Source organism: Streptomyces sp. JLBG701 (genome assembly GCF_058544905.1).
This window is the reverse complement of sequence record NZ_CM178588.1, coordinates 6,368,608-6,392,673: the sequence shown is the minus strand read 5'-3', so window position 1 is coordinate 6,392,673 and position 24,066 is coordinate 6,368,608. Positions and strand designations below refer to the sequence as shown.

The following is a 24,066-nucleotide window of genomic DNA, read 5'->3' as shown; positions in this document are numbered from 1 at the left end:
CAGACGTCGGGGTATGGGCTGGACGCACGACTACAGTGACGCAGCACGCAATCGCCGCTCGACCAATGGTCTGAGCTCTCACCAGCGAGGTGCCCCCCACATGCAAGAGGGCACGGACCTCCGGGTGGGGATCCCACGCATCCTGCGCCGTCGGGCCCGCTGGGTCTCGGTGCGGCTGCGTCATCCCCGAGGCTGACGCTCCCCCTCTTACACTCCGCTTCTCGGCACCGGCTCACAGCGCGCAGCTGTCGCTGTCCACCTGCCGGTTGGCGGTGCGCCCGGCGGTGATGTCCGCCTGGATCTCGTCCGCGGTGAGCGCGTACCCCGTGTTGGCGTCGTCGAGCGACTTCGCGAAGACCACGCCGTACACCTTGCCGTCGGTGGTGAGCAGCGGACCGCCGGAGTTGCCCTGGCGGACGGTCGCGTAGAGCGAGTAGACGTCCCGGCGGACGGTGCCCCGGTGGTAGATGTCCGGGCCGTTGGCCGTGATGCGGGCACGCACGCGTGCGGCACGGACGTCGTAGGAGCCGTTCTCCGGGAAGCCCGCGACGATGGCGCCGTCGCCGCTCGACGCGTCCCCGGACGTGAACTTCAGCGAGGGCGCGCTCAGATCGGGTACGTCGAGTACGGCGATGTCGCGCTCCCAGTCGTAGAGGACGATCGTCGCGTCGTACTTCCTGCCCTCGCCGCCTATCTGGACGGTGGGCTCGTCGACGCCGCCGACGACATGCGCGTTGGTCATGACGCGGCGCTCGCCGAAGACGAATCCGGTGCCTTCGAGGACCTTGCCGCAGCTCTCGGCGGTGCCCATGACCTTGACGATGGAGCGCTGGGCGCGGGTGGCGACGGCGCTGTTGGCGAGGGCCGGGTCCGGGGGCTGGACGTCGTTGATCGGCTCGTTGGAGAAGGGGCTGAAGACCTGCGGGAAACCGTTCTGCGCGAGGACCGAGGAGAAGTCCGCGAACCAGGTGTCGGCCGCCTCGGGCAGGGCCCTGGCCACCCCGAGGAGCACCTTGGAGTTACGGACCTCCTTGCCGAGGGTCGGCAGGGTGGTGCCCGCGAGGGCCGAGCCGATCAGCCAGGCGACCAGGAGCATCGCGACGACATTGACCAGGGCGCCGCCGATCGCGTCCAGCGCGCGGGCCGGGGACCAGCTGATGTGCCGGCGCAGCTTGTTGCCGAGGTGGGTGGTCAGGGCCTGGCCGACGGAGGCACAGACGATGACGACGACCACGGCGACGACGGCCGCGGTGGTACTCACCTCCGCGTTGTCGGTCAACGCGTCCCAGATGACCGGCAGTACGTAGACGGCGACGAGACCGCCGCCGAGGAAACCGATCACCGACAGGATGCCGACGACGAAGCCTTGGCGATAACCGACGACGGCGAACCATACGGCGGCGACCAGGAGCAGGATGTCCAGCACGTTCACCGCTTCAAGCCTCGCCTCATGATCTTCCGCTCACCATAGGTCCGCCGGGGGTCTGGGGGTTGTCCCCCAGATAGACACAGCACGGGGGCCACCCTGTCATGCGCGCCAGTCGAGCGGGACCGTGTTGTCACGGTCCCAGGGACGCTCCCAACCCGAGTAGTGCAGCAGCCTGTCGATGATTCCGGCCGTGAAGCCCCACACCAGGGCCGATTCGACCAGGAATGCCGGACCTCTGTGGCCGCTGGGGTGGACGGTGGTGGCGCGCTTGGCGGGGTCCGTGAGATCCGCCACGGGGACCGTGAAGACGCGTGCCGTCTCGTTCGGATCGACGGCGTCCACCGGGCTCGGCTCGCGCCACCAGCCGAGGACAGGTGTCACGACGAAGCCGCTGACCGGGATGTACAGCTTGGGCAGCACGCCGAAGAGCTGGACCCCGGCGGGGTCGAGCCCGGTCTCCTCCTCGGCCTCGCGGAGAGCGGCCCGCAGCGGCCCGTCGGCCTGCGGGTCGCCGTCCTCGGGGTCGAGGGCGCCACCGGGGAACGAGGGCTGCCCGGCATGGGAGCGCAGCGAGCTGGCCCGCTCCATGAGCAGCAGCTCGGGGCCGCGCTCGCCCTCACCGAAGAGGATGAGCACCGCGGACTGGCGCCCCGCACCGTCCTTGGGTGGCAGGAACCGGCTCAGCTGGCTCCCCTCGACCGTCTCGACGGCGCTCACCACCGGATCCAGCCAGCCCGGCAGGCCCTCCTTGCTGAGCACCACCGGACCGCCCTGCGTATCGCTCGCTCGCCCTGTCATCGCCACCCCCGTCGTTCTGAACTGCCCAACGCCCGGCGCCCCCGAGATCGTTCCGCCCCGCGCACGGCTTCCGTCATCCCGCCCCCAGCGGCGGCGCCGGCTTACCTCCCGCGTCCAGATACGACTGCGGGGGGTTGAGTCGCTGGCCGGGGAAGCCGCCCTTCTCGTACTTGAGCAGCTTCTTCGCCTTCTCCGGGTCCGTCTCGCCCTCGCCGAACGCCGGGCAGAGCGGGGCGATCGGACAGGCGCCGCAAGCCGGTTTGCGGGCGTGGCAGATGCGGCGGCCGTGGAAGATCACGTGGTGGGAGAGCATCGTCCACTCGCTCTTCGGGAAGAGCCCGCCGATCGCCGCCTCGATCTTGTCGGCGTCGGTCTCCGCGGTCCACTGCCAGCGCCGCACCAGCCGCTGGAAGTGCGTGTCCACGGTGATGCCGGGCCGCCCGAAGGCGTTGCCCAGGACCACGAAGGCGGTCTTGCGGCCTACGCCGGGCAGCTTGACGAGGTCTTCGAGTCGCCCGGGGACCTCGCCGCCGAATCCCTCGACCAGGCCCTTGGACAGCCCTATGACCGACTTGGTCTTGGCCCGGAAGAAGCCGGTCGGGCGGAGGATCTCCTCGACCTCCTCGGGGTTGGCGACGGCCAGGTCCTCCGGGGTCGGGTACTTGGCGAACAGCGCGGGCGTCGTCTGGTTGACCCTCAGGTCGGTCGTCTGGGCCGACAGGACGGTGGCGACCAGCAGCTGGAACGGGTTCTCGAAGTCCAGCTCGGGGTGGGCGTACGGGTACACCTCGGCGAGCTCGCGGTTGATGCGGCGGGCGCGACGGACGAGGGCGGTGTGCGACTCATTGCGCGGAGGCGTCGGTGGGGTCGGGGGCTTCTTCACCGCAGCCTTCTTTGTCGCTTTTGCCGTTTCCTTTCCGCCGTCAGGGCCCTGTTCGCCCACAGCGGAATCACGACGTACAACCATCCGCCCAGCCCCCTTGGCCTGTGCTCTCACCGGCGATTTGGACACCCGGCCAGCCTAGAGCCCAGCACTGACATCCGCCCCGGCCCCTGAAGATCGGCCCCCAATTGGACCCCTGCCGCTCACCTCGGGACACGTGTGCGGCATCCTTGTGACAGATCACACTGTTTGGACCGTCCGGCAAAATGGGGAGCACGGTCCCCTGGTACGCAGGGGAGCAAGATCCCCTGAGCAGGTCGACAAGGAGAGAACTCGTGGACGACGTTCTGCGGCGCAATCCGCTCTTCGCGGCGCTCGATGACGAGCAGGCCGCGGAGCTCCGCGCCTCCATGAGTGAGGTGACGCTCGCGCGTGGCGACTCCCTCTTCCACGAGGGCGACCCGGGTGACCGGCTGTACGTCGTCACCGAGGGCAAGGTGAAGCTGCACCGCACCTCGCCCGACGGCCGCGAGAACATGCTGGCCGTCGTCGGTCCCGGTGAGCTCATCGGTGAACTGTCGCTGTTCGACCCGGGTCCGCGTACGGCGACCGCCACCGCGCTGACCGAGGTCAAGCTGCTGGGGCTGGGCCACGGTGACCTTCAGCCCTGGCTGAACGCGCGGCCCGAGGTGGCCGGCGCCCTGCTGCGTGCCGTTGCCCGGCGGCTGCGGAAGACCAACGACGCGATGTCCGACCTGGTCTTCTCCGACGTTCCCGGACGGGTGGCCCGTGCGCTGCTGGATCTCTCGCGGCGCTTCGGTGTGCAGTCCGAGGAAGGCATTCATGTCGTCCACGACCTGACGCAGGAAGAGCTGGCGCAGCTGGTCGGTGCGTCTCGGGAGACCGTCAACAAGGCGTTGGCTGACTTCGCGGGGCGTGGGTGGCTGCGGCTGGAGGCGCGTGCGGTGATTCTGCTGGACGTGGAGCGGCTGGCGAAGCGGTCGCGCTGACGCCTCGGTTCGGGTTGCGGCCGGATCCGGGGGCTGCCGCCCCCAGACCCCCGCTTCGGGCCCTTAAGGGGCCTTGTCCTCAAACGCCGGACGGGCTGAGATTGCCTGGACCGGCGTCGAGAAGTGCACCACCGGGCAGTCCCTAAATGACCTGCTCGACGGCGCCCCTCACGGCACAGTAGTCCCATGGCCGGAACCGTTCCCCGTAAAGGGCTCGATGCCCAGGGCTACATCGAACGTGAGGGCTCTCTCGGGGGCATTGCGCACGTCTTTCGTCCCGTCGTGGTCGCCGCGCGGGATCGGCTGCTCGATGTCTTCGGGGCTCGGCTGAACAGCGCGTACCTCTATGGGTCGATTCCGCGTGGCACCGCGCGCGTGGGGCGCTCCGATCTCGATCTGCTGCTCGTGCTGCGCGAGGAGCCCACCGAGGCGGACCGGGTGGCCGCGCGGGCGATCGACGAGGCGGTCGACAAGGAGTTCGCGCAGATCGACGGCGGCGGGACACTGGTGGTCGGCCGGGCGCGGGTGCTGAGCGATCTGGAGACGTACGACCTCGGGTGGTTCGTCGCCTGTCTGTGCACTCCGTTGCTCGGTGAGGACCTCGCCGAGTACCTGCCGCGCTACCGGCCCGACGCCCTCCTCGCCCGGGAGACCAACGGCGACCTGGACCTCTTCCTGGCCCGCTGGCGCGAGCGCATCGCCGCCGCCGAGGACTCGGACGAGGCCCGGCGGCCCCTCGTACGCGCCATGTCCCGGCACATCGTCCGCACCGGCTTCACGCTCGTCATGCCCCGTTGGAACGGCTGGACCAGCGACCTGCGGGAGATGGCCGACGCCTTCGCCGCGTACTACCCCGAGCGCGCCACGCAGATGCGCGCGGCGGCCGTCGTCGGGTACGAGCCGCGCGGGGACGCGGACGTACTGTTGTCGTACGTCGATGATCTCGGGCCCTGGCTTGCCGAGGAGTACGCGCGCGTGCACGGCGTCAAAGCGCCGCGGCCCGACCAGGTCAGCTAGATCAGGCCGTGTTCCCGCAGGTACTCCAGCTGAGCCCGTACCGACAGCTCCGCCGCCGGCCACAGTGAGCGGTCCACGTCCCCGTACACGTGGGCGACGACCTCGGGCGGTGTCTTGTAGCCGTTCTCCACGGCCGTCTCGATCTGGGCCAGCCGGTGGGCTCGGTGGGCGAGGTAGAACTCGACGGCGCCCTGGGCGTCCTCCAGGACCGGGCCGTGGCCCGGCAGCACCGTGTGGACGCCGTCGTCGACCGTCAGCGACCTGAGCCTGCGCAGCGAGTCCAGGTAGTCGCCGAGGCGGCCGTCGGGGTGTGCCACGACCGTCGTGCCGCGGCCCAGGATCGTGTCGCCGGTCACGACCGCCCGGTCGGCCGGAAGGTGGAAGCACAGGGAGTCCGCGGTGTGCCCGGGCGTCGGTACGACCCTCAGCTCCAGGCCGCCGACCTCGACCACGTCCCCGGCGGCCAGCCCCTCGTCCCCCAGCCGCAGCGCCGGATCCAGTGCCCGTACCTTCGTGTCCGTCAGCTCGGCGAAGCGTGCGGCGCCCTCCGCGTGGTCCGGGTGGCCGTGGGTCAGCAGGGTCAGGGCCACCCGCTTGCCGGCCTTCTCCGCCACGTCCACGACGGTGCGCAGATGGGCCTCGTCCAGCGGGCCCGGGTCGATGACGACCGCCAACGTGGAATCCGGCTCGGAGACGATCCACGTGTTGGTGCCGTCCAGGGTCATCGCGGAGGCATTGGGCGCGAGAACGTTGACGGCACGCGCGGTAGCGGGCCCGGAGAGGACTCCACCTCTGGGCTGGCCGGGAAGGGCTGCTGCGTCCGTCATGCGGGGGCTCCACCGGTCGGGATGTGCTTGGTGAACTCGTCGTGTCCCGGCCAGGCGAGGACGATCTCGCCCTCCTCCAGGCGGGCCTTGGCCAGGACTGGGGTCATGTCGCGGTCGGGGGCCGATGTCAGCGCCTCGGCCGCCGTGGCGCACTCGGCGAGCTGGCGCAGCGTCGCGACTGTCGGCGGCATCATCAGCAGCTCGCCCTTGTCGTACGAGGCTGCCGCGTCCGCCGGGCGGATCCATACCGTGCGGTCCGCCTCCGTGGAGGCGTTGCGGGTGCGCTGGCCCTCGGGGAGGGCGGCCACGAAGAACCACGTGTCGTAGCGGCGGGACTCGAACTCGGGGGTGATCCAGCGCGTCCAGGCGCCCAGCAGGTCCGAGCGGAGGACCAGGCCGCGGCGGTCCAGGAACTCGGCGAAGGACAGGTCACGGGCGACCAGGGCCGCGCGGTCCGCCTCCCAGTCCGGGCCCGTGGTGTCGCCGACCACGGAGTCGGGGGTGGGGCCCGCGAGAAGGACGCCTGCCTCCTCGTACGTCTCCCGTACGGCCGCGCAGACGATCGCCTGGGCCGCCGTCTCGTCGACGCCGAGGCGGGTGGCCCACCACGCGCGCGTGGGGCCCGCCCAGCGGATCTGGTGGTCGTCGTCGCGCGGGTCGACGCCGCCGCCCGGATACGCGTACGCGCCTCCGGCGAAGGCCATGGAGGCGCGTCTGCGCAGCATGTGGACGGCGGGGCCGGCGTCGGCGTCCTTGAGGAGCATGACGGTGGCCGCGCGCTTCGGGGTGACCGGGGTGAGGGTGCCGTCCGCGAGCCCGCGGATGAGGTCCGGCCACTCCGGTGGGTACCACTGCCCGTTTGCCATGGGCGGAGGCTATCCGTTGGTGAGCGGATGTTCGAGAGGTGCCCGCAGCCAGGGCCTGCCCTAGGGCAGCAGCTCCACCTGGAACTCGACCTCCACCGGTGCGTCCAGCGGGAGCACCGCCACGCCGACCGCGCTCCGCGCGTGGACGCCCTTTTCGCCCAGTACCTCGGCGAGGAGCTCGCTGGCCCCGTTGATGACACCGGGCTGACCCGTGAAGTCGGTGGCCGAGGCGACGAAGCCCACGACCTTCACCACGCGCGCGATGCGGTCCAGGTCGCCGGCGACCGACTTGATGGCCGCGAGCCCGTTGAGCGCGCAGGTGCGGGCCAGTTCCTTGGCCTCCTCCGCGGTGACCTCCGCGCCCACCTTGCCGGTGACCGGAAGCTTGCCCTCCACCATCGGGAGCTGGCCGGCGGTGTAGACGTACACGCCACTGAGCACGGCGGGCTGATACGCGGCGAGCGGCGGGACGACCTCGGGGAGGGTCAGGCCGAGTTCGGCCAGCCGCGACTCGACGGCGCTCATGCCTGCTTCTCGCGCTTCAGGTAGGCCACCAACTGCTCGGGGTTGTTCGGCCCGGGCACGACCTGGACGAGCTCCCAGCCGTCCTCGCCCCAGGTGTCCAGAATCTGCTTCGTGGCATGGACGAGCAGCGGCACGGTTGCGTATTCCCACTTGGTCATGCGGCCGACTTTAGCCGCTGGCGTCGACGGCCTCGCGCACACGTTGTCCACAGCCTCCTGCGTACTACGGGAGCCGACTGGTTAGGCTCGAAGACGTGAGCAGGCTCCAGGTCGTCAGCGGTAAGGGCGGGACCGGAAAGACGACGGTCGCCGCGGCCCTCGCGTTGGCCCTCGCGACCGAGGGGAAGCGGACGCTTCTCGTCGAGGTCGAGGGCAGGCAGGGCATCGCGCAGCTCTTCGAGACGGAGACGCTGCCTTATGAGGAGCGGAAGATCGCCGTCGCTCCCGGGGGCGGGGAGGTGTTCGCCCTCGCCATCGACCCCGAACTGGCCCTTCTGGACTACCTCCAGATGTTCTACAAGCTGGGGGGCGCCGGGCGGGCTCTGAAGAAGCTCGGCGCCATCGACTTCGCCACCACGGTCGCGCCCGGCCTCAGGGACGTACTCCTGACCGGCAAGGCGTGCGAGGCGGTGCGGCGCAAGGAGAAGAGCGGGCGGTTCGTGTACGACTACGTCGTCATGGACGCGCCGCCGACCGGGCGCATCACGCGGTTCCTCAACGTCAACGACGAGGTCGCCGGGCTCGCGAAGATCGGGCCGATACACAATCAGGCGCAGGCCGTGATGCGGGTGCTCAAGTCGAAGGAGACGGCTGTCCACCTGGTGACGCTGCTGGAGGAGATGCCGGTCCAGGAGACCGCGGACGGCATCGCCGAACTGCGGGCCGCGCGGCTGCCGGTGGGGCGGATCATCGTGAACATGGTGCGACCCGAGGTGCTGGACGCGGCCGACCTGGATCTCGTACGAGCGGCTGCGCGTACCGATGTCGCCAAGTCGCTGTCCGCCGCCGGGCTGGGTGGGGCGCGGCGCGGCGGGAACGCGGAGAAGCTGGTGGATCCGCTGCTGCGGCAGGCCGAGGAGTACGCCGAGCGGTATGAGCTGGAGCACGAGCAGCGGTCGGTGCTGGGCGAGTTGGGGCTGCCGTTGCACGAACTGCCGTTGATCACCGAGGGCATGGATCTGGCGGGTCTGTACGAACTGGCCACCGAGCTGCGGAAGCAGGGGATGTCATGAGTTCGGGCTCCGCATCTGGCGGGCATTCGGCGCACTCGCACGACTCCGGGCGGCATCATCGGCTCTCCCCCGCGCGCGTGCTCGATCTCGATCCGCTGCTCGACGATCCGGAGACCCGCATCGTGGTGTGCTGTGGCTCGGGCGGGGTCGGCAAGACGACCACGGCGGCGGCGCTGGGGCTGCGGGCGGCCGAGCGCGGGCGCAAGGTGGTCGTGCTCACCATCGACCCGGCCCGCCGGCTCGCCCAGTCCATGGGCATCGACTCGCTCGACAACACCCCGCGCCGGGTGAAGGGCGTCGAAGGCCCGGGTGAGCTGCACGCGATGATGCTCGACATGAAGCGCACCTTCGACGAGATCGTCGAGGCGCACGCGGACGGCGAGCGGGCGGCGGCGATCCTCAACAACCCCTTCTACCAGTCGCTTTCGGCGGGCTTCGCGGGCACGCAGGAGTACATGGCGATGGAGAAGCTGGGGCAGCTGCGGGCCCGGGAGGAGTGGGACCTGATCGTCGTCGATACGCCGCCGTCCCGTTCCGCGCTCGACTTCCTGGACGCGCCCAAGCGGCTCGGGTCCTTCCTCGACGGCAAGCTGATCCGGGTGCTGCTGGCGCCGGCGAAGGTCGGCGGGCGGGCCGGGATGAAGTTCCTGAACGTCGGGATGTCGATGATGACGGGCGCCCTGGGCAAGCTGCTCGGGGGGCAACTGCTTAAGGACGTACAGACGTTCGTGGCCGCGATGGACTCGATGTTCGGCGGGTTCCGCACGCGCGCGGACGCGACGTACAAGCTGCTTCAGGCGCCCGGGACGGCGTTCCTGGTGGTCGCGGCGCCGGAGCGGGACGCGCTGCGGGAGGCCGCGTACTTCGTGGAGCGGCTGGCGGCCGAGACAATGCCGCTCGCCGGTCTGGTGCTCAACCGGGTCCATGGCAGCGGCGCCGCCCGGCTGTCGGCCGAGCGGGCGCTCGCCGCCGCGGAAAATCTTGAAGAGCCCCGCATTGTGGATCAGGAGGGCGGGAAAGCTGGTCTTCGTAACTCTCCCGACACGTACGGCAGTTCAGAATCTCCCGCTTCCGAAACATCAGCTCCCGCCGACCGTCCCGAGGAACACCCCGCGGAAGGCTCCCCCGCCGCCACGGACACAGGCCTCGCATCGGATACGGAGCGATCCGTCGACCAACTCACCGCAGGCCTGCTGAGGTTGCACGCCGAGCGTATGCAGCTGCTCTCCCGCGAACAGCGCACGCGTGACCGCTTCACCGCACTCCACCCGGAGGTGGCGGTGGCCGAAGTGGCCGCGCTGCCCGGCGATGTGCACGACCTCGCGGGGCTGCGGGACATCGGGAACCGGCTCGCGGCCAACCGGCCGGAGCTGCCCGAGGCGAGTGCCTGAAGCGCCCTGGAAAGGACGACTCCCCGAGGGGTGGAGACCCCTCAGCTCACCGCCAGGTACTTCTCGTACACCTCTTCCTCGTCGAGAGGCAGGATGCCCACCCCTCGCTCGTACTCCGTACGCGCGGTTTCGAGCAGCCGGCGCCACGAGGTGACGGTCGGACGCCTGCGCAGCAGTGCGCGGCGCTCCCGCTCCGTCATTCCTCCCCACACGCCGAACTCGACACGGTTGTCGAGCGCGTCAGCCAGGCATTCCGTGCGTACCGGACATCCGGTGCACACCGCCTTGGCCCTGTTCTGCGCTGCTCCTTGAACGAACAGTTCATCCGGATCGGTAGTGCGGCAGGCCGCCTGCGCACTCCAGTCGGTTACCCAGCCCATACCGGCGCCGTCCTCTCCCGAATCGAGGCTCCCCCACGGCGGCAGCGGCATATTCACCGCCGCCAGTTGAGGACGTTACGGAAGGTGGGCACAGCGCAACACCCCCTTCGGGCCCAATCTTGAATGGCCCGAACGGACTATGGGTAAGCGGCAGATCACCCGGGGGAGTGAGCTGGCGACATACGTGACCATCCCGGCAAAGCCGGACAGTTGTGTTGCGTCACAACGGGCGCCAGATGACACACGAGGCGGATTCGGACACATGGCCCGCAAAAAAATGGGCTACATCCGGAACGCTTCGGCGTCGCCGGACGTATTGATACGTGACCGCGCTGCTGTGACAGTTGAGAGCAGCTTAGGCCAAGGCATATACGCGTGTCCGGCGAATGAGAACGTAGGCTGCCCCCATGCCAAAGAAGCGCTCGGGCGGCGGTCTCTCAGCGACGCAGCAGGCCGCCAAGTTCCTCGGTGTCAGCGTGCTCGCGGGAGCCGTCATGGCGGGCATCGCCCTGCCCGCGGCCGGCGCGCTCGGTCTCGCGGCCAAGGGGTCGGTCGAGGGGTTCGACGAGATCCCGGCCAACCTCAAGACCCCGCCGCTGAGCCAGCGCACCACGATCCTCGACGCCAACGGTGCCCAGATCGCCACGGTCTACTCCCGTGACCGCACGGTGGTGGAGCTCAAGGACGTCTCGCCGTACATGCAGAAGGCGATCGTCGCGATCGAGGACTCGCGCTTCTACGAGCACGGCGCTATCGACCTGAAGGGCGTCCTGCGCGCGCTCAACAAGAACGCGCAGAGCGGCGGAGTGGCCGAGGGCGCCTCCACGCTCACCCAGCAGTACGTGAAGAACGTCTTCGTCGAGGAGGCCGGCGACGACCCGACGAAGGTCGCGCAGGCCACGCAGCAGACCCTGGGCCGCAAGATCAAGGAGCTGAAGTACGCGATCCAGGTCGAGGAGGAGCTCGGCAAGAAGAAGATCCTCGAGAACTACCTGAACATCACGTTCTTCGGCGAGCAGGCCTACGGCGTCGAGGCCGCCGCCCAGCGCTACTTCTCCAGGTCGGCCAAGAAGCTGAACCTCCAGCAGTCGGCCCTCCTCGCCGGCATCGTCCAGTCGCCCAGCCGGTACGACCCGGTCAACGACGAGGCGGAGGCCACCAAGCGCCGCAACACCGTGCTCCAGCGCATGGTCGAGACAGGCGACGTCTCCCAGGCGGAGGCCGACAAGGCCATGAAGGCGCCGCTGGGCCTGAAGGTCAGCCAGCCCAAGAACGGCTGCATCACCGCGGTCAAGGGCGCCAGCTTCTTCTGCAAGTACGTCGAGAAGGTCTTCCTCAGCGACCCGGTCTTCGGCAAGAACAAGGAAGCCCGCGCCAAGATCTGGAACCGCGGCGGTCTGACGATCCGCACGACCCTCGACCCGCAGGCGCAGGCCTCGGTGCAGGAGTCGCTCAAGGAGCACGTCTACAAGTCGGACAAGGTCGCCGCGGCGGCCACCCTCGTCGAGCCCGGCACCGGCAAGATCGTCGCGATGGGCCAGTCGAAGCCGTACGGCTATGGCAAGAACGAGACGGAGTACAACTACTCGGTCGACGCGTCCTACGGCGGCTCCAACTACGGCTTCCCGACCGGTTCGACGTTCAAGCCGTTCGTGGCGGCGGCCGCGCTGGAGGAGGGCCTCCCGGCGACCCAGGAGTACGCGTCGCCGTACGAGATGGACTACCCGAGCCCCGTCCAGACGTGCGGCAGCAGCCCGTGGACCAACCGGAACGGGGAGAAGGTCGAGAACGAGAGCGAGTCGGAGGTCGGCCCGTACCGGATGAAGGAGGCGATGGCCAAGTCGGTCAACACCTACTTCGTGCAGATGATCTCCGACATCGGCCTGTGCCCCGTGGTCAACATGACCGACAAGCTCCAGGTCCGCCAGGGCAACGGCGACAAGCTGCCCGAGCGGCCGGCCATCGCCCTCGGTTCGGTCGGCCTCTCCCCGCTGACGATGGCGACCGCATACGCCGCCTTCGCCTCGCGGGGCATGTACTGCACGCCGGTCGCCATCGAGTCGATCACCCAGAAGGTCGGCAACAAGCAGAAGTCCCTCGAAGTGCCCAAGTCGACGTGCTCGCGGGCGATGAGCGAGACGACCGCCGACACCGTCAACACCCTGCTGCGCGGCGTGGTCGACTCCGGTACGGGCCAGCAGGCCGGCCTCACCGACCGCGAGAGCGCCGGTAAGACGGGTACGACGGACGAGCGCAAGAACGCCTGGTTCGTCGGCTACACGCCGAACCTCTCGGGCGCCGTCTGGGTCGGCAGCGCCACCCAGAAGGTCAAGATGCGGGACATCACCATCGGCGGTGTCTACAACGCGCTCGTCTACGGCGGCCAGGTCCCGGGCCCGATCTGGAAGGACGCCATGACCGGCGCCCTCGACGGCAAGGACGCGCCCTCCTTCAACCTCGTCAACATCCCGGACCCCGACAAGGACCGGGGGAACGGCAATGACGACGGGGACAACGGCGACGACGACACCGGTCTCATCGGCGGCCTGACCGGCGGCGGCACGGACGGCGGCACGTCCACGCCCACGCCGACCTACTCGATTCCCGAGGGCTTCATCCAGGGCAACACCAATGGGAATGGCACGGGTGGGCGGGACTGACGCCACACTGACGTTCAGTTGCTGAGCAGGACATGAGCAACGGCCCGCACCGTTTGGTGCGGGCCGTTGTCGCAACTGGTGCAGCTTGTGGCGGGAGAACTCGGGGAAGCCGACGGAGGCTGGAGGGCCTCAGCCCGCGAGCAGCTTCTTGACCGCCGCCGCGACGCGGCCGCCCTCCGCCAGGCCGGCGACCTTCGGGTTCACGATCTTCATGACCGCACCCATGGCACGCGGCCCCTCGGCGCCGGCCGCCTTCGCCTCCTCGACGGCCTGGGCGACGATCTCGCTCAGCTCCTCGTCGCTGAGCTGCTTGGGCAGATACGCGGCGAGGATCTCGCCCTCCGCCTTCTCCCGCTCGGCCGACTCGGCACGACCGCCCTGGGCGAAGGCCTCCGCGGCCTCGCGGCGCTTCTTCGCCTCGCGGGTGATCACCTTCTGCACCTCGTCGTCGGACAGCTCACGCTTCTCCGTGCCCGCGACCTCCTCCTTGGTGATCGCGGTGAGCGTCAGCCGGAGCGTCGCGGAGCGAAGCTCGTCGCGCGCCTTGATCGCCGTGTTGAGGTCGTTCTGCAGCTTCGACTTGAGGGAGGTCATGGGTTTGATTGTCGCAGGTACGGGAAGCTGAACGCCCGTTGATTTAAGGGGCGGCACAGGGGTGGCATGGGGACGCGGGCACGGTCTGACACGATGGACGTATGCGCGCGCGATACGGAGTACCTCTTGGCATCACGGCGGTCGCGGCTGCCGGACTGGCTTACTCGGTGGGTTTCGAGGCCCGTTCCTTCCGCCTCCGACGGGTGACCGTCCCTGCCCTGCCCGCGGGGATGCGCCCCCTGCGCGTGCTCCAGGTGTCCGACATCCACATGGTGAGCGGACAGCGCAAGAAGCAGCGCTGGCTGCGCTCACTGGCTGGCCTGCGCCCCGACTTCGTGATCAACACCGGGGACAACCTGTCCGACCCGGAGGGCGTACCGGAGGTGCTGGACGCGCTCGGTCCCCTGATGGAGTTCCCGGGCGCGTACGTCTTCGGCTCCAACGACTACTACGGCCCCAAACTCCGCAACCCCGCCCTCTACTTGATCGAGAAGGCCCGGGGCCGCCACGGTCTGAACGGCAACGCACCCGTCGTAGGCGCGATCCACAACCCGTGGACGGACCTGCGCGACGGCTTCGACTCGGCGGGCTGGCTCAACCTCACGAACACGCGCGGGGTATTGAAGGTCGAGGGCGTCTCCGTCGAGCTGACCGGCCTGGACGACCCGCACATCAAGCGGGACCGATACGCGCAGGTGGCCGGCGGCCCGTCGGCGTCCTCCGACTTCTCGATGGGCATAGTGCACGCGCCGTATCTGCGGGTCCTGGACGCGTACACGGCGGACGGCTACCCGCTGATCCTGGCCGGCCACACCCACGGCGGCCAGCTCTGCCTCCCCTTCTACGGCGCCCTCGTCACCAACTGCGACCTGGACACGGACCGCGTGAAGGGCCTGTCCACGCATCGGGCGGAGGGCCGTACGTCGTATCTGCACGTGTCGGCGGGCTGCGGGACGAACAAGTACACACCGGTACGGTTCGCGTGCCCGCCGGAGGTCACGCTGCTGACGTTGGTGGCAAAGGAGTAGCGGGGGCGACGGTAAGGGGGCGGGTGGCGGTAGTGGGGCGGGTCGCGACGCGGGGGTAACCCGCACGGCCCGCCCGTATCGCCCCTTTTGCCGGACCTGCTTAGCGTGAGGGGCATGACCGCCCCGATACCCAGGGACATCCCGGACCTCCCCGCGGTCCCGGGCATGCCCGCGCTGCTGCCCTCGTCCGTCCCCGCCACGGCGGTGGTGACCCCCGTACGCCGCCCCCTCACCGCCGCCTTCCGCCTGCTGGTCGCCCTCGCGGCGGCCGCGGCCGTGACCATCGACGTGCTCCTCGGCAGTCCGCTCCGAGTCCTGAGCTACTTCACGATCCAGAGCAACATCCTCCTGGCCCTGATCCTGGCCTTCTCGGCCCGCCGCGCCTGGAAGGCCCGCCGCCCCCTGCCGGCCGCCCTGACGGGCGCGACACTGCTCTACGTCGTGATCACCGGCCTGGTCTACCACCTGCTCCTGGCCAACGCGTCGAGCCCCTTCTCCATGACCGGCGAAACGGCGCCGCCGACGGGCTGGCACGCGATCACCAACCAGATCCTCCATACGGTGACCCCGATCGCGGCGGTGGTGGACTGGCTGCTGCTGACCGCACCCGGCCGCCTTCACCTGCGCCAGGCGGCGACCTGGCTCCTCTACCCCCTGGCCTACCTGGCCTTCTCCCTCGGCCGCGGAGAACTGCTCCTCCCCGGCACGCCGGACCGCTATCTCTACCCGTTCCTCGACGTCGACCTGCACGGCTACAAGAGCGTCCTCGGCAACGCCCTCCTCCTCGGCCTCGCCGTCTACGCCCTCGCCGCCCTCCTCATCGCCCTCGACCACACCCGCCCGAACCCCATCCGCAACCGCGCGAAAACCGGATTTCGTCTCCAGCCACCGGTGGGCTAAAGTAAACGACGTCGCCGCGACAAGCAGCGACAATCGGGGTGTAGCGCAGCTTGGCAGCGCGCTTCGTTCGGGACGAAGAGGTCGTGGGTTCAAATCCCGCCACCCCGACAGTGAAGTACCAGGTCAGGGGCCTGATCCGCAGAGCGGGTCGGGCCCCTGATTGGTTCCTGGAGATCGCTTGGGAGAAATCTGGGAGAAGATCTTGGTCGGCTTCTCCCAGGAGCAGTCTCCAGTGCCGCAGGAAGAGCGGTGCTCGCGCGCCCTCGGACCTGGGCGTTCGCGAATCCAGGGCTCGTAACTGACCAGGAACACCCGTGCGGGCCACCCCAACGGTCGTTAGGAACACCGCACATGGCAGGTCACCGCTCAGCGCCTCCCCACGACCACGCCCGTGCGCTCGCCCAGCGGGTACGTGCGCTACGGGACGACCGCGGGTGGACGCGGGAACGGCTGGCCAAGGAGGCGGGCGTCGCCGTCGGGACGCTGGCCCGTCTGGAGAGCGGGGGAGCGATCCAGCCAGGTTTCTTCACCGTTGGCGCGGTGGCCGAGGCTCTTGCGGTCTCCCTCAATGATCTGTACCGGACGACCCGGGTCACGCCCGTCACACCCGGTCTTTGGTCAGCCGGATACGAAGGGCGGGACATCGACTCGTTCGTCGCCTCCCTCGTCGACAGCCGCATCAGTGTCGTGGCGGACGTACGGCTCACCCCGATCAGCCGCAAGAAGGGCTTCAGCAAGACCCGCCTCGGGGAGGCTCTGGCCGAAGCCGGCATCGAGTACACGCACCTGCGTGGCCTGGGCAATCCGAAGGACAATCGGGAGCCCTTCTGGGACGGCCGCGTCGAAGTGGGTCGGGCGCGCTTCCGTGGCCTACTGCGGTCCGAGGAGGCCCAGGCCGACCTTGACCGGCTCGCAGAGCACGCCCGGGCGTCGCGGGTCGCGGTGCTGTGCTTCGAGAAGGACGAGAGCCGCTGCCACCGGCAGGTCGTCCTGGAGACGGTCCGCAGCCGGGTCTCAGTGCCGGTGAATCCCTTGGCCTGACTTCGTCCCCGGCTTTCGCACGCGCCCTTGCCAGCGGTGCATGCCTCTCTTCCAATCAGATCGGGGAGATCGATGGAGGGGGCACACCATGGCGTCGTCGGCATTCGGGAAACGGCAGCGCGCACGGATCATGATCACGGTCAAGACGTATCCGGAGCTGTCCAACAAGTACCGCGAGACCAGCTGCGTGGCCGGCATCCGTCTGGATCAGGGGGCGCCCAAGCACGTGCGGTTGTTCCCCGTCCCGTTTCGGCTGCTCGCCGAGGACGCCCAGTTCTCGAAATACTCGATCATCGAGGTCGATGTAGAGCCACACGGCCAGAAGCGGGACTCGCGGCCGGAGAGTCTGCGACCCGACCTTGCCACCCTGGAGATCGTGGGGTCCGTGCCGCCGGACGGTGGTTGGAAGAAGCGGTATCAGTACGTCGAGCCTCTGGTCGCGCCGTCGTTGTGCGCCATCAAGAGGGACCAGGAACAACGAGGGACCTCCCTCGGCGTCTTCCAGCCCGCCGAGGTCACTTTCCGGCTCGCCCCGGCTGAAGCCTGGTCCGCCTCCAAGGCAGCGCTGGCCGATCAGCTCGACCTCTTCGAGCAGGATCTGACTCCCTTGGAGTGGGTACCGCTGGACTTCCGCTACAGCTTCCGCTGCGCGGACGGCGACTGCACCGGTCACGACATGGGACTGAAGGACTGGGAGGCCGGGGCGTCGTACCGCAAGTTCCTGCGCAAGTACGGCGACCAGGGCGTCCGCGAGAAGCTGCTGGAGACTTGGTACGACCGGATCTTCACGCCCAACCGGGCCGTCCACTTCTTCGTCGGCAACATCGCGGCCCATCCCAAGACCTTCATGCTGCTGGGCCTGTTCTACCCACAGCAGCAGGTCGTCCAGTACGTCCAGGACGACCTGTTCCCACTCTGACGCGTAAATAGGTCCAGGTCAGGGGTTGTTTGGGCAGGGCTGGGCGCCCGGTGGCCGGAGGTGCTGCCGGGTGTTTGGTCGTGGGGTGGTCAGGCTGTGGCTTCCCGAGGGTTGAGGGTGACGGTGTAGCCGAGCTGGTTGAGGGCGTTGATCGCGCGGCGGGTGGCGCGTTCGGGGTCGCGCTGGGTGAAGTAGGCGCCGCCGAGCTCGCGGTAGGTGACATGGTCGGTGAGCATGTGCCAGATCGCGGTGGTGATCGAGTGTTCGACGGCGACCAGGGCCCTGAGCGGGCCGCGGCGGGCGGTGAGCCGCTTGTAACGGGCTTGCAGGTAGGTGTCTTTGGTTCTCACCGCGCCGAATGCCGCGAGTCCGAGTGCTCCCTTCAGGTAGGGATTGCCGGGGCGGACCTTGGTGTTTTTGGTGCGGCCGGCGGACTCGTGGTGGCCGGGGCAGACCCCGGCCCAGGAGGCGAGGTGCCGGGCGGAGGCGAACCGGGTCATGTCGCCGCCGGTCTCGGCGATGATCACCTCGGCGACCGCGTGGTTGATCCCGGGGATGGTGTCGAGGAGGTCGAGGGCGCCTCGAAAGGGGGCCATCGCCTCCTCGATGCGTGCATCCAGCTGTCCGACCGCATCCGTGAGCTGGTCGTAGTGGTCCAGGTGCAGCCGGACCAGGAAGGCGTGATGGTCGCGGAAGCGACCGGTCAGGGCCTCGGTGAGTTCGGGGATCTTGTTGCGGAGCTTGCGCCTGGCCAGTTCCGCGAGGGTCTGCGGTTCGCGTTCGCCCGAGACGAGAGCCTCCAGCATGGCCCGGCCGGAGACGCCCATGATGTCGGAGGCGACCGCGGCGAGCTTGATCCCGGTGTCCTCCAGCAGCTTCTCCAGGCGCTGGACGATCTGGCCGCGCTCGCGGGTGAGCTGGGTGCGGGCGCGGGTCAGGTCCCGCAGTTCACGCACGGGCTGGTCGGGTACGAACGACGGCCTGACCAGGCCGTGCGCTCCGAGCTGGGCCAGCCAGGCCGCATCGGAAACGTCGGTCTTGCGGCCGGGCAGGTTCTTGACCTGCCTCGCATTGACCAGGATCACGTCCAAGTCCTCGGCCAGCAGGTAGTAAAACGGCTTCCAGTAGTCGCTGGTGGCCTCGATCACCACCAGCGTGACCTCGGCGGCGAGCAGGTGATCCCGCAGGGCAAGGACCGCGTTCGTCGTCGAACCCCACGTCGTGGTCTCGGTGGTGAACGACCCCCGCCGCTTCGTACTCGGCGTGCGCACGCACACCTTGGCGTCCTTCTTGCTGATGTCCACACCAGCGCAGCGTTCGTGCAGCACGTCCACGGCTCTACTCCCTCCCGGACGGCAACCGGTACGCCGTTCCGGGAAGGCCAGGGTGTAACAGGAATTCTGACGCACGTGCTCACAGCAACACTCCACGGTTCCCGTGGACGGCCCTCAGCGTCACGCTGACCTGCGAGCTCACCGGCATCACAGAGACATCGACTTCGGCCGGAACGAACCCCACCAGCGTCCCGCGGAGGTATCAGCCCACGTCAGAGGCAGACAGAGGCAACCCGGCGCACGCCACAGGATTTACCACGCCCCCGGCGCGCACCGAAGGTGCGCTGGACCGCTGACCAGAGTTCAGGACTCCGACCGACCTGGCCAGTGCTTTGGCGGTGCGACGGCTGGGTCCGTCATCTGGAGACGCTTCTGCCAGGTTGGGTCGATCGATGTCAGAGAGACGAGCCGCTGACCGTCGCCGGCCTCGAGCTCAGAGAGGGCGTGGGGAAGGGCCGCGCACACTGTGGCGAGCGCCGTACTCTGCACCCCTAGCGCTGCGGGTGAGTACCCGTGGCCCGTGACCACGCAGTGAGGACGCAGTGGTGAATTCCTGGCTACTCTCGTGCAATCGCAGGAAATTTGATCTCGACAGGTTCCGGCTTGACGGCCAGGAGTTGACGTCATGGAGTGTCCATCGGTTCCGGAGCGAGCTTGAGGCGGGAGATCGGTTCGTTCTGTGGCTCTCTGGGGCTGATGGCGGCCTTGTCGGGCGTGGTCATCTGACAGGCCCGCCCTCGCTGGAGGCGGCCAATGATGCCTCGTACTGGAGTGAGGACCCGGGCGTTCGCTGGTACGTCCCGTTGGAGATGGAATGCTGGCTGGACACGCCGATCCCTCGCCGGAGATTCCTGGACACGCCGACAGTGGCCGGGGCCAGCATCGCCACCCAGCCGTTCGCGGGCAATCCGCACCGGCTGTCGGGGGAACAGTGGGATGTCGTCCGCTACCTCTTCCAGGAGGCGGAGGAAATCCGCGGCGTTCAACAGCAGACACAGAAGTTGGCTGTCGCATCGGCCGGACCGGCGGACGTTCGTGTCGGCAGTGCCTATCGGACGGTGGGCGAGCGCGCCCAACCGGTCGCTGTCCGGCGAAGTGCTCCCGACCCTGATCTCGTGGGCCGCAACTTCGCTGTGCACATGCGGCTTCAGGACGCTCTCGCGCAGGCGGCCATGGAGCGCGGTCTGGAAGTGCTCTCACCTGGGCCTGCCGACCCGGAGTTCGATCTCGCGTGGCGTGCGCAGGACGGCGAACTCACCGTGTGCGAAGTGAAGTCGCTTACGCCGGTGAACGAGTCGTCACAACTACGCGTCGGCCTCGGGCAGATCCTGGACTACCAGGACCAACTTCTGGCAAGAGCGAGGAGCGTACGCGCAGTTCTGTGGGTCGAGAGCGAGCCGACTGAACGCCGCTGGGTCGGTATTTGCCGTCGTGCCGGCGCCGAGCTTGCCTGGCCCGGCATGGAGCACCAGGTGTGCACGCAGCCTGGGCCGCACAAAAGAAACATGGTTAACATATAACGGCCTGGCGTGGCTGCTTCCCTCTGTCCATGTTGCATAGAACTTGCAGGTCAGATCGATCTCTTGGGTGCGCCGTAAGAGGCGGTCGACTCTGCGGCGCACCCTTGGGACCTTTTGCGCAGTGCTCTGCGCAGTTGTGGAGCTTTCAGCGAGCCGCCTACCGTGACGGCCATGAACACCACCGATCCACTGCTTAGGGGTGCCGACATAGCGCGGCTGGCAGGGGTGAAGCGTCCGGCCGTCAACAACTGGCAGAGGCGCCATCCGGACTTCCCTGCGGCCGTTCACTCGGGCGGCGTGGAGTGCTTTCCACTCAGCCACGTCTTGGCCTTTCTGGACTCTCGTGTCATCCCGCCCAGGTTCCTGGCCCAACATGAGACAACGGGGACCACGTACGGGGACAGGGCGCGTCGCAGTCGGCCTGGCACCGGTTCACAGCAGCGGCACGCCGCCAAGCCCATCGATCACAGCCGGAACGCACCGGATTCCCAGCAGCTCGTCGCCGAACTCATGGGGCCTCTGGCGGAGAGGGTCCGGGGTAGCGGCTTCGTCTCCGACTATGTGAACCTGCTTGCGTCCCTTGCCTTCCTCCGGGCATGTGCACCGGCCCGCTGGACGGGGCTGCTGCGCGCTGCCCCACCCCGTCACAGCCGGGGAGAGGCCCAACGGCTGCTACAGCGCATCGGGGAGGCGGCGGACGACGCTCTGCGCAGTGAGGGAATCCTGCCGGGAATGGGGCGCTCACTGGACCGGCTCAGGCCCAGTTCGTATGCCGACCTCCAGCATGCAATCCGTCTCTCCAGAGATCTCGGCCCCGACGCCTTCCCAATGCTGCTCGAACGGTATGAGGAGCATGCCGGCCTGACGAGCAGTGAGTTCTTCACCCCGCGTGCCATAACGCGGATGATGGCAGAGCTACTGATGCGCGAGGGGAGCGCGCCGCTTGCCGTTTCCGATCCATACCTGCGCGGAGGTGAGCTGCTCACAGCGGCTGTCGAGGTGGCGTGCCAGGCCGGGCACCCTGTCGCGCTGCCGACTGTGTGCGGCGCCGGCCCGCACGAAGACACCCTCCGGCTCGCCGGCATGCATTTGATGCTGCAAGGAGCGCTAGCACGGCTCGAAACCGGCAGTGCCGCACCATGGACCGAGCTTGACCAGCCCTCGGGTACTTCAGACCGGATCTTTCTCAATCCTCCGTTCAACGCGAGTGCCTCCGCGATCCGCGGAAGGAAGCCGGAACAGTGGCCCTACGGCCCGCCTCCCCCGGGCAACGACAACTTCGCTTGGATTCAGTACGTACTCGGCAAGCTCAACCCTGGCGGACGCGCGGCCGTGCTGATGCCTAACAACGCTCTCTCCTCCGCTAACCGGCAGGAGCAGGACATACGCCGGAACTTGGTGGAACGCGGAGCTCTGGAGTGCGTCATCGCGCTTCCCAAACAACTCTTTCGGGAGACGGCCATCCCCGTCTCCGTATGGATCCTGAGGTATGCCCCGGGCCGGGGCAAGCAAGTCCTGTTCGTCGATGCGCAGCACATGGGGGTGATGCAGTCGCGCACCCGGCGGATCCTCACCGAGGACAACACGGCGGCGGTTGTGCAAGCCTTCGCGGCTTGGCAGTCCGACGGGGAACACTCGGTCTCGCAGGTCGGAACCGATGGTCTCAGTATGGCCGTCGAGCCGGACGACATCCGCGACCGGGACTATTCGCTCAACCCGGCCGACTATGTGGTGCGAGAGGTGGCTGCGCCGCGCGACGCCGAGGACCTGGAACAGGAGCTCGCGGAAAGTGCGGAAATGGTCCGCCTTGCGCGGTACTTCATGATCGAGGCAGACGCGCGCATGAAGAAGGTGCAGAGGGAGCTGGACTTTGTTCGCGCCCTGGTCGGTGACAGCGTGCTGGGCCAGTGGGAGGAGCGGCCGCTCGGCGAACTCTGTGAGGTTCAGGCAGGCCCCTCCCCCTCACTCATCAAGAGCGCACGATCGGCAGAAGGTGATGTGCCCGTGTTGCTGCCGACCCATCTGCGGGACCGCCGGATCGTCGCTTCGCCGGATCAGGTACTGGTGCCACGTGTGCACGCCGAGGGTCGGCTGAGAAATTACCAGGTGATAGCGGGCGACATCCTGTGCGTGCGAACGGGGACAACCGGCCCTTCAGCGCTGGTGGACACTCCGCAAGACGGCTGGATCCTGGGCAGCAACCTGCTCCGTATTCGTCCGCTCGTCGACCCGGTTTGGGAGGTTCTGCCGGAATATCTGCTCGCTTTCCTTTCCCTTCCTGCCGTCGTGGAATGGATCCGGATCCGTTCCACGGCCACCACAGCCATCGGATCGATAAGCACCGCATCGTTTCGGCAGCTCCCAGTGCCTCTTCCGTCGTGGGACGAGCAGCGGCGTATCGGAGACCAACTCAGGTCCTACGACGCGCAGATCGTCGCGCACCGCGACTTTGCCCAAGCCGTCGAGCGCTCCCGGGCTGCATTCGCTGAGCAGGTCATGCAGGAGGCGGCGACGGTGGTTCAGCCGAAGAAGACCAGGAAGGAACAGGTCAGTTGAGCACATCACAGTCCCCGGATTCCTCCGGGGCCAACGGTGCCGAGCCCCCAGAATCCTCCGGAGCCAGGTCCCCGTGGCTGCTGGTAGCCATATTCTGCTCACTTACTATCACCCTGGCGACGGGCATCGTCATGAGTTGGGGAGGGGACGAGCCCACCGCCGCCGCCAAGGCCGGGGGCGGGGCGTTTGTCGCTTCCATGACCATGTGGCTGACCATCCTGAAGGAGCGGGGGCGACTGTAGTGCAGCCATGCGCCGAGGCCCTTGACTGAGCTGCCCCGAGTTTCGTAGAGTCCGGTGATCTTGTTTCAGGCGGACTGCGGGACTCGTTCCTGGCTCTGCCAGAAGTCGCGTTCGTACTCGGCTGGTGGCACGTAGTCGAGCGCGGAGTGTAGGCGTTCTTCGTTGTACCAGGTGATCCACTGGAAGATCGCCCGTTCGACCTGGGCGGGGTCCTTCCAGGGTCCCTGCATCTCGATCAGCTCGGCCTTGAAAGTGCCGTTCAGCGCCTCGGCCATGGCATTGTCGTACGAGTCCGCGACGGAACCGACCGACGCGGAGGCGCCGATGTCCGCGAGCCGGTCGGTGTATCGAATCGACACATATTGGGTGGGTTCAATCAGTCGTTGCAACATCGGGTTGTCGGATCGAGCGTAGTTGCTCGGCGAAGACCTCGGCTGGGGTCTTCCAGCCGAGGACCTTGCGGGGGCGGTTGTTGATCGCCAAGGCGACGGCCTCGAGTTCCTCGGCGGACCACCTGGCCAGGTCGGTCCCCTTCGGGAAGTACTGGCGCAGCAGCCCGTTGGTGTTCTCGTTCGTCGGGCGCTGCCAGGGCGAGTGCGGATCGGCGAAGAACACCTTCGTCCCGGTCTCGAGCGCGAACTGGGCATGTCCGGACAGCTCCTTGCCGCGGTCCCAGGTCAGGGTCTTGCGCAGCTGCTCGGGCAGGCGCGTCATCGACGCCGTCAGGGCGGCGTTCATCGCGGCTGCGCCGTAGCCGCCGAGCGACGGGCCGTTCTTCACGGGTGGTCTCTCGCCCCAGCCCTCCAGCCGCGGGAGGTGGACCAAGAGCGTCGAGCGGCTCGAACGCTCGACGAGCGTGCCGATCGCAGACCGGCCGGTGCCGATGATCAGTCGGGTAGCGGGGACGCATTGCTG

Annotated in this window: 23 protein-coding genes, 1 tRNA gene and 1 pseudogene; 13 read left to right on the top strand and 12 right to left on the bottom strand. The window is 68.3% G+C overall.

The window, feature by feature from the left end:
- Nucleotides 1-13: 13 nt before the first annotated feature.
- Nucleotides 14-196, top strand: coding sequence for a hypothetical protein (locus AC5DRG_RS29610; RefSeq protein WP_491802492.1), 183 nt, complete (start codon nucleotides 14-16; stop codon nucleotides 194-196).
- 36 nt (nucleotides 197-232) lie between these two features.
- Here AC5DRG_RS29610 and AC5DRG_RS29605 read toward each other — a convergent pair whose 3' ends face one another.
- The 3 genes from AC5DRG_RS29605 to nth form a co-directional block, all read right to left on the bottom strand.
- Nucleotides 233-1,432, bottom strand: a complete 1,200-nt coding sequence (locus AC5DRG_RS29605) for a MarP family serine protease (RefSeq protein ID WP_491802491.1) — start codon at nucleotides 1,430-1,432, stop codon at nucleotides 233-235.
- Nucleotides 1,433-1,528: 96 nt separating this feature from the next.
- On the bottom strand, nucleotides 1,529-2,227 hold the full coding sequence (locus AC5DRG_RS29600; RefSeq protein ID WP_491802490.1) for an NUDIX hydrolase: 699 nt from the start codon (nucleotides 2,225-2,227) through the stop codon (nucleotides 1,529-1,531).
- A 73-nt stretch (nucleotides 2,228-2,300) separates the two neighbouring features.
- Nucleotides 2,301-3,194: an endonuclease III gene (gene nth / locus AC5DRG_RS29595; RefSeq protein WP_491802489.1), complete on the bottom strand. Its 894-nt coding sequence runs from the start codon at nucleotides 3,192-3,194 to the stop codon at nucleotides 2,301-2,303.
- 251 nt (nucleotides 3,195-3,445) lie between these two features.
- Between nth and AC5DRG_RS29590 the strand changes: the two genes are divergently transcribed.
- Together AC5DRG_RS29590 and AC5DRG_RS29585 are read left to right on the top strand one after the other, a co-directional pair.
- Nucleotides 3,446-4,120: a Crp/Fnr family transcriptional regulator gene (locus AC5DRG_RS29590; protein WP_235457881.1), complete on the top strand. Its 675-nt coding sequence runs from the start codon at nucleotides 3,446-3,448 to the stop codon at nucleotides 4,118-4,120.
- Nucleotides 4,121-4,306: 186 nt separating this feature from the next.
- Nucleotides 4,307-5,137 carry a nucleotidyltransferase domain-containing protein gene (locus AC5DRG_RS29585; protein WP_491802488.1) on the top strand — a complete coding sequence of 277 codons (831 nt, stop codon included), beginning with the start codon at nucleotides 4,307-4,309 and terminating at the stop codon, nucleotides 5,135-5,137.
- Here AC5DRG_RS29585 and AC5DRG_RS29580 read toward each other — a convergent pair.
- The 4 genes from AC5DRG_RS29580 to sp36 are packed head-to-tail and all read right to left on the bottom strand — an operon-like array spanning nucleotide 5,134 to nucleotide 7,513.
- Complete coding sequence (locus AC5DRG_RS29580) at nucleotides 5,134-5,964, bottom strand: MBL fold metallo-hydrolase (protein ID WP_491802487.1); 831 nt, start codon at nucleotides 5,962-5,964, stop codon at nucleotides 5,134-5,136. The two genes, AC5DRG_RS29585 and AC5DRG_RS29580, sit on opposite strands and share 4 nt — an antisense overlap.
- Nucleotides 5,961-6,830: an NUDIX hydrolase gene (locus tag AC5DRG_RS29575; RefSeq protein ID WP_491802486.1), complete on the bottom strand. Its 870-nt coding sequence runs from the start codon at nucleotides 6,828-6,830 to the stop codon at nucleotides 5,961-5,963. Before AC5DRG_RS29575 ends, AC5DRG_RS29580 begins: the two co-directional genes overlap by 4 nt.
- Before the next feature lie 60 nt (nucleotides 6,831-6,890).
- Complete coding sequence (locus tag AC5DRG_RS29570) at nucleotides 6,891-7,355, bottom strand: RidA family protein (RefSeq protein ID WP_491802485.1); 465 nt, start codon at nucleotides 7,353-7,355, stop codon at nucleotides 6,891-6,893.
- Nucleotides 7,352-7,513, bottom strand: coding sequence for a Sp36 family protein (sp36, locus tag AC5DRG_RS29565; RefSeq protein WP_003975360.1), 162 nt, complete (start codon nucleotides 7,511-7,513; stop codon nucleotides 7,352-7,354). Before sp36 ends, AC5DRG_RS29570 begins: the two co-directional genes overlap by 4 nt.
- Before the next feature lie 95 nt (nucleotides 7,514-7,608).
- Here sp36 and bagA point away from each other — a divergent pair, with 95 nt between their 5' ends.
- Together bagA and bagB are read left to right on the top strand one after the other, a co-directional pair.
- Nucleotides 7,609-8,586, top strand: coding sequence for an ATPase BagA (gene bagA, locus AC5DRG_RS29560; RefSeq protein WP_491802484.1), 978 nt, complete (start codon nucleotides 7,609-7,611; stop codon nucleotides 8,584-8,586).
- Complete coding sequence (gene bagB / locus AC5DRG_RS29555; protein WP_491802483.1) at nucleotides 8,583-9,977, top strand: ATPase BagB; 1,395 nt, start codon at nucleotides 8,583-8,585, stop codon at nucleotides 9,975-9,977. The genes bagA and bagB overlap by 4 nt, the downstream gene beginning before the upstream one ends.
- Before the next feature lie 41 nt (nucleotides 9,978-10,018).
- Here the strand turns inward: bagB and wblA are convergent, their stop codons facing one another.
- Nucleotides 10,019-10,357 (bottom strand): transcriptional regulator WblA, encoded by a 339-nt coding sequence (wblA, locus tag AC5DRG_RS29550; RefSeq protein WP_491813195.1) that lies wholly within the window; start codon nucleotides 10,355-10,357, stop codon nucleotides 10,019-10,021.
- A 407-nt stretch (nucleotides 10,358-10,764) separates the two neighbouring features.
- Here wblA and AC5DRG_RS29545 point away from each other — a divergent pair, with 407 nt between their 5' ends.
- Nucleotides 10,765-13,017: a transglycosylase domain-containing protein gene (locus tag AC5DRG_RS29545; RefSeq protein WP_491802482.1), complete on the top strand. Its 2,253-nt coding sequence runs from the start codon at nucleotides 10,765-10,767 to the stop codon at nucleotides 13,015-13,017.
- A 129-nt stretch (nucleotides 13,018-13,146) separates the two neighbouring features.
- On the opposite strand, the gene AC5DRG_RS29540 is transcribed toward AC5DRG_RS29545, so the two are convergent.
- Nucleotides 13,147-13,611: a GatB/YqeY domain-containing protein gene (locus AC5DRG_RS29540; RefSeq protein ID WP_491802481.1), complete on the bottom strand. Its 465-nt coding sequence runs from the start codon at nucleotides 13,609-13,611 to the stop codon at nucleotides 13,147-13,149.
- A 101-nt stretch (nucleotides 13,612-13,712) separates the two neighbouring features.
- Between AC5DRG_RS29540 and AC5DRG_RS29535 the strand changes: the two genes are divergently transcribed.
- From AC5DRG_RS29535 to AC5DRG_RS29515, 5 genes are all read left to right on the top strand, one after another.
- Nucleotides 13,713-14,639: a metallophosphoesterase gene (locus AC5DRG_RS29535; RefSeq protein WP_491802480.1), complete on the top strand. Its 927-nt coding sequence runs from the start codon at nucleotides 13,713-13,715 to the stop codon at nucleotides 14,637-14,639.
- Between the two features lie 114 nt (nucleotides 14,640-14,753).
- Entirely contained in the window at nucleotides 14,754-15,539 is a 786-nt protein-coding gene (locus tag AC5DRG_RS29530; RefSeq protein ID WP_491802479.1) for a Pr6Pr family membrane protein, read from the top strand.
- Nucleotides 15,540-15,573: 34 nt separating this feature from the next.
- Nucleotides 15,574-15,647, top strand: a tRNA-Pro gene (locus AC5DRG_RS29525).
- Nucleotides 15,648-15,890: 243 nt separating this feature from the next.
- A complete protein-coding gene (locus tag AC5DRG_RS29520) occupies nucleotides 15,891-16,580 on the top strand; it encodes a DUF488 family protein, N3 subclade (RefSeq protein WP_491802478.1) in 690 nt (229 codons plus the stop codon).
- Between the two features lie 88 nt (nucleotides 16,581-16,668).
- A complete protein-coding gene (locus AC5DRG_RS29515; RefSeq protein ID WP_491802477.1) occupies nucleotides 16,669-17,499 on the top strand; it encodes a DUF8757 domain-containing protein in 831 nt (276 codons plus the stop codon).
- A gap of 89 nt (nucleotides 17,500-17,588) precedes the next feature.
- Here the strand turns inward: AC5DRG_RS29515 and AC5DRG_RS29510 are convergent, their stop codons facing one another.
- Nucleotides 17,589-18,833, bottom strand: coding sequence for an IS110 family RNA-guided transposase (locus AC5DRG_RS29510; protein WP_491802261.1), 1,245 nt, complete (start codon nucleotides 18,831-18,833; stop codon nucleotides 17,589-17,591).
- 542 nt (nucleotides 18,834-19,375) lie between these two features.
- Between AC5DRG_RS29510 and AC5DRG_RS29505 the strand changes: the two genes are divergently transcribed.
- Together AC5DRG_RS29505 and AC5DRG_RS29500 are read left to right on the top strand one after the other, a co-directional pair.
- Nucleotides 19,376-20,353, top strand: a complete 978-nt coding sequence (locus AC5DRG_RS29505) for a hypothetical protein (protein WP_491802476.1) — start codon at nucleotides 19,376-19,378, stop codon at nucleotides 20,351-20,353.
- Nucleotides 20,354-20,524: 171 nt separating this feature from the next.
- A complete protein-coding gene (locus AC5DRG_RS29500; RefSeq protein WP_491802475.1) occupies nucleotides 20,525-22,909 on the top strand; it encodes a type I restriction-modification system subunit M/S in 2,385 nt (794 codons plus the stop codon).
- A gap of 307 nt (nucleotides 22,910-23,216) precedes the next feature.
- Here AC5DRG_RS29500 and AC5DRG_RS29495 read toward each other — a convergent pair whose 3' ends face one another.
- Together AC5DRG_RS29495 and AC5DRG_RS29490 are read right to left on the bottom strand one after the other, a co-directional pair.
- Nucleotides 23,217-23,510: a transposase gene (locus AC5DRG_RS29495; protein WP_491802474.1), complete on the bottom strand. Its 294-nt coding sequence runs from the start codon at nucleotides 23,508-23,510 to the stop codon at nucleotides 23,217-23,219.
- A 13-nt stretch (nucleotides 23,511-23,523) separates the two neighbouring features.
- A pseudogene (locus tag AC5DRG_RS29490) lies at nucleotides 23,524-24,042 on the bottom strand (IS30 family transposase); the annotation flags it as partial.
- Between the last annotated feature and the right edge of the window lie 24 nt (nucleotides 24,043-24,066).

What these genes read in the sequence shown, in the direction of transcription:
- AC5DRG_RS29610 (WP_491802492.1), top strand. Translation starts at nt 14, where the DNA reads ATGGGCTGGACGCACGACTACAGTGACGCAGCACGCAATCGCCGCTCG.
- AC5DRG_RS29600 (WP_491802490.1), bottom strand. Translation starts at nt 2,227, where the DNA reads ATGACAGGGCGAGCGAGCGATACGCAGGGCGGTCCGGTGGTGCTCAGC.
- nth (WP_491802489.1), bottom strand. Translation starts at nt 3,194, where the DNA reads ATGGTTGTACGTCGTGATTCCGCTGTGGGCGAACAGGGCCCTGACGGC.
- AC5DRG_RS29585 (WP_491802488.1), top strand. Translation starts at nt 4,307, where the DNA reads ATGGCCGGAACCGTTCCCCGTAAAGGGCTCGATGCCCAGGGCTACATC.
- AC5DRG_RS29580 (WP_491802487.1), bottom strand. Translation starts at nt 5,964, where the DNA reads ATGACGGACGCAGCAGCCCTTCCCGGCCAGCCCAGAGGTGGAGTCCTC.
- AC5DRG_RS29575 (WP_491802486.1), bottom strand. Translation starts at nt 6,830, where the DNA reads ATGGCAAACGGGCAGTGGTACCCACCGGAGTGGCCGGACCTCATCCGC.
- AC5DRG_RS29570 (WP_491802485.1), bottom strand. Translation starts at nt 7,355, where the DNA reads ATGAGCGCCGTCGAGTCGCGGCTGGCCGAACTCGGCCTGACCCTCCCC.
- sp36 (WP_003975360.1), bottom strand. Translation starts at nt 7,513, where the DNA reads ATGACCAAGTGGGAATACGCAACCGTGCCGCTGCTCGTCCATGCCACG.
- bagB (WP_491802483.1), top strand. Translation starts at nt 8,583, where the DNA reads ATGAGTTCGGGCTCCGCATCTGGCGGGCATTCGGCGCACTCGCACGAC.
- wblA (WP_491813195.1), bottom strand. Translation starts at nt 10,357, where the DNA reads ATGGGCTGGGTAACCGACTGGAGTGCGCAGGCGGCCTGCCGCACTACC.
- AC5DRG_RS29545 (WP_491802482.1), top strand. Translation starts at nt 10,765, where the DNA reads ATGCCAAAGAAGCGCTCGGGCGGCGGTCTCTCAGCGACGCAGCAGGCC.
- AC5DRG_RS29540 (WP_491802481.1), bottom strand. Translation starts at nt 13,611, where the DNA reads ATGACCTCCCTCAAGTCGAAGCTGCAGAACGACCTCAACACGGCGATC.
- AC5DRG_RS29535 (WP_491802480.1), top strand. Translation starts at nt 13,713, where the DNA reads ATGCGCGCGCGATACGGAGTACCTCTTGGCATCACGGCGGTCGCGGCT.
- AC5DRG_RS29530 (WP_491802479.1), top strand. Translation starts at nt 14,754, where the DNA reads ATGACCGCCCCGATACCCAGGGACATCCCGGACCTCCCCGCGGTCCCG.
- AC5DRG_RS29520 (WP_491802478.1), top strand. Translation starts at nt 15,891, where the DNA reads ATGGCAGGTCACCGCTCAGCGCCTCCCCACGACCACGCCCGTGCGCTC.
- AC5DRG_RS29515 (WP_491802477.1), top strand. Translation starts at nt 16,669, where the DNA reads ATGGCGTCGTCGGCATTCGGGAAACGGCAGCGCGCACGGATCATGATC.
- AC5DRG_RS29500 (WP_491802475.1), top strand. Translation starts at nt 20,525, where the DNA reads ATGAACACCACCGATCCACTGCTTAGGGGTGCCGACATAGCGCGGCTG.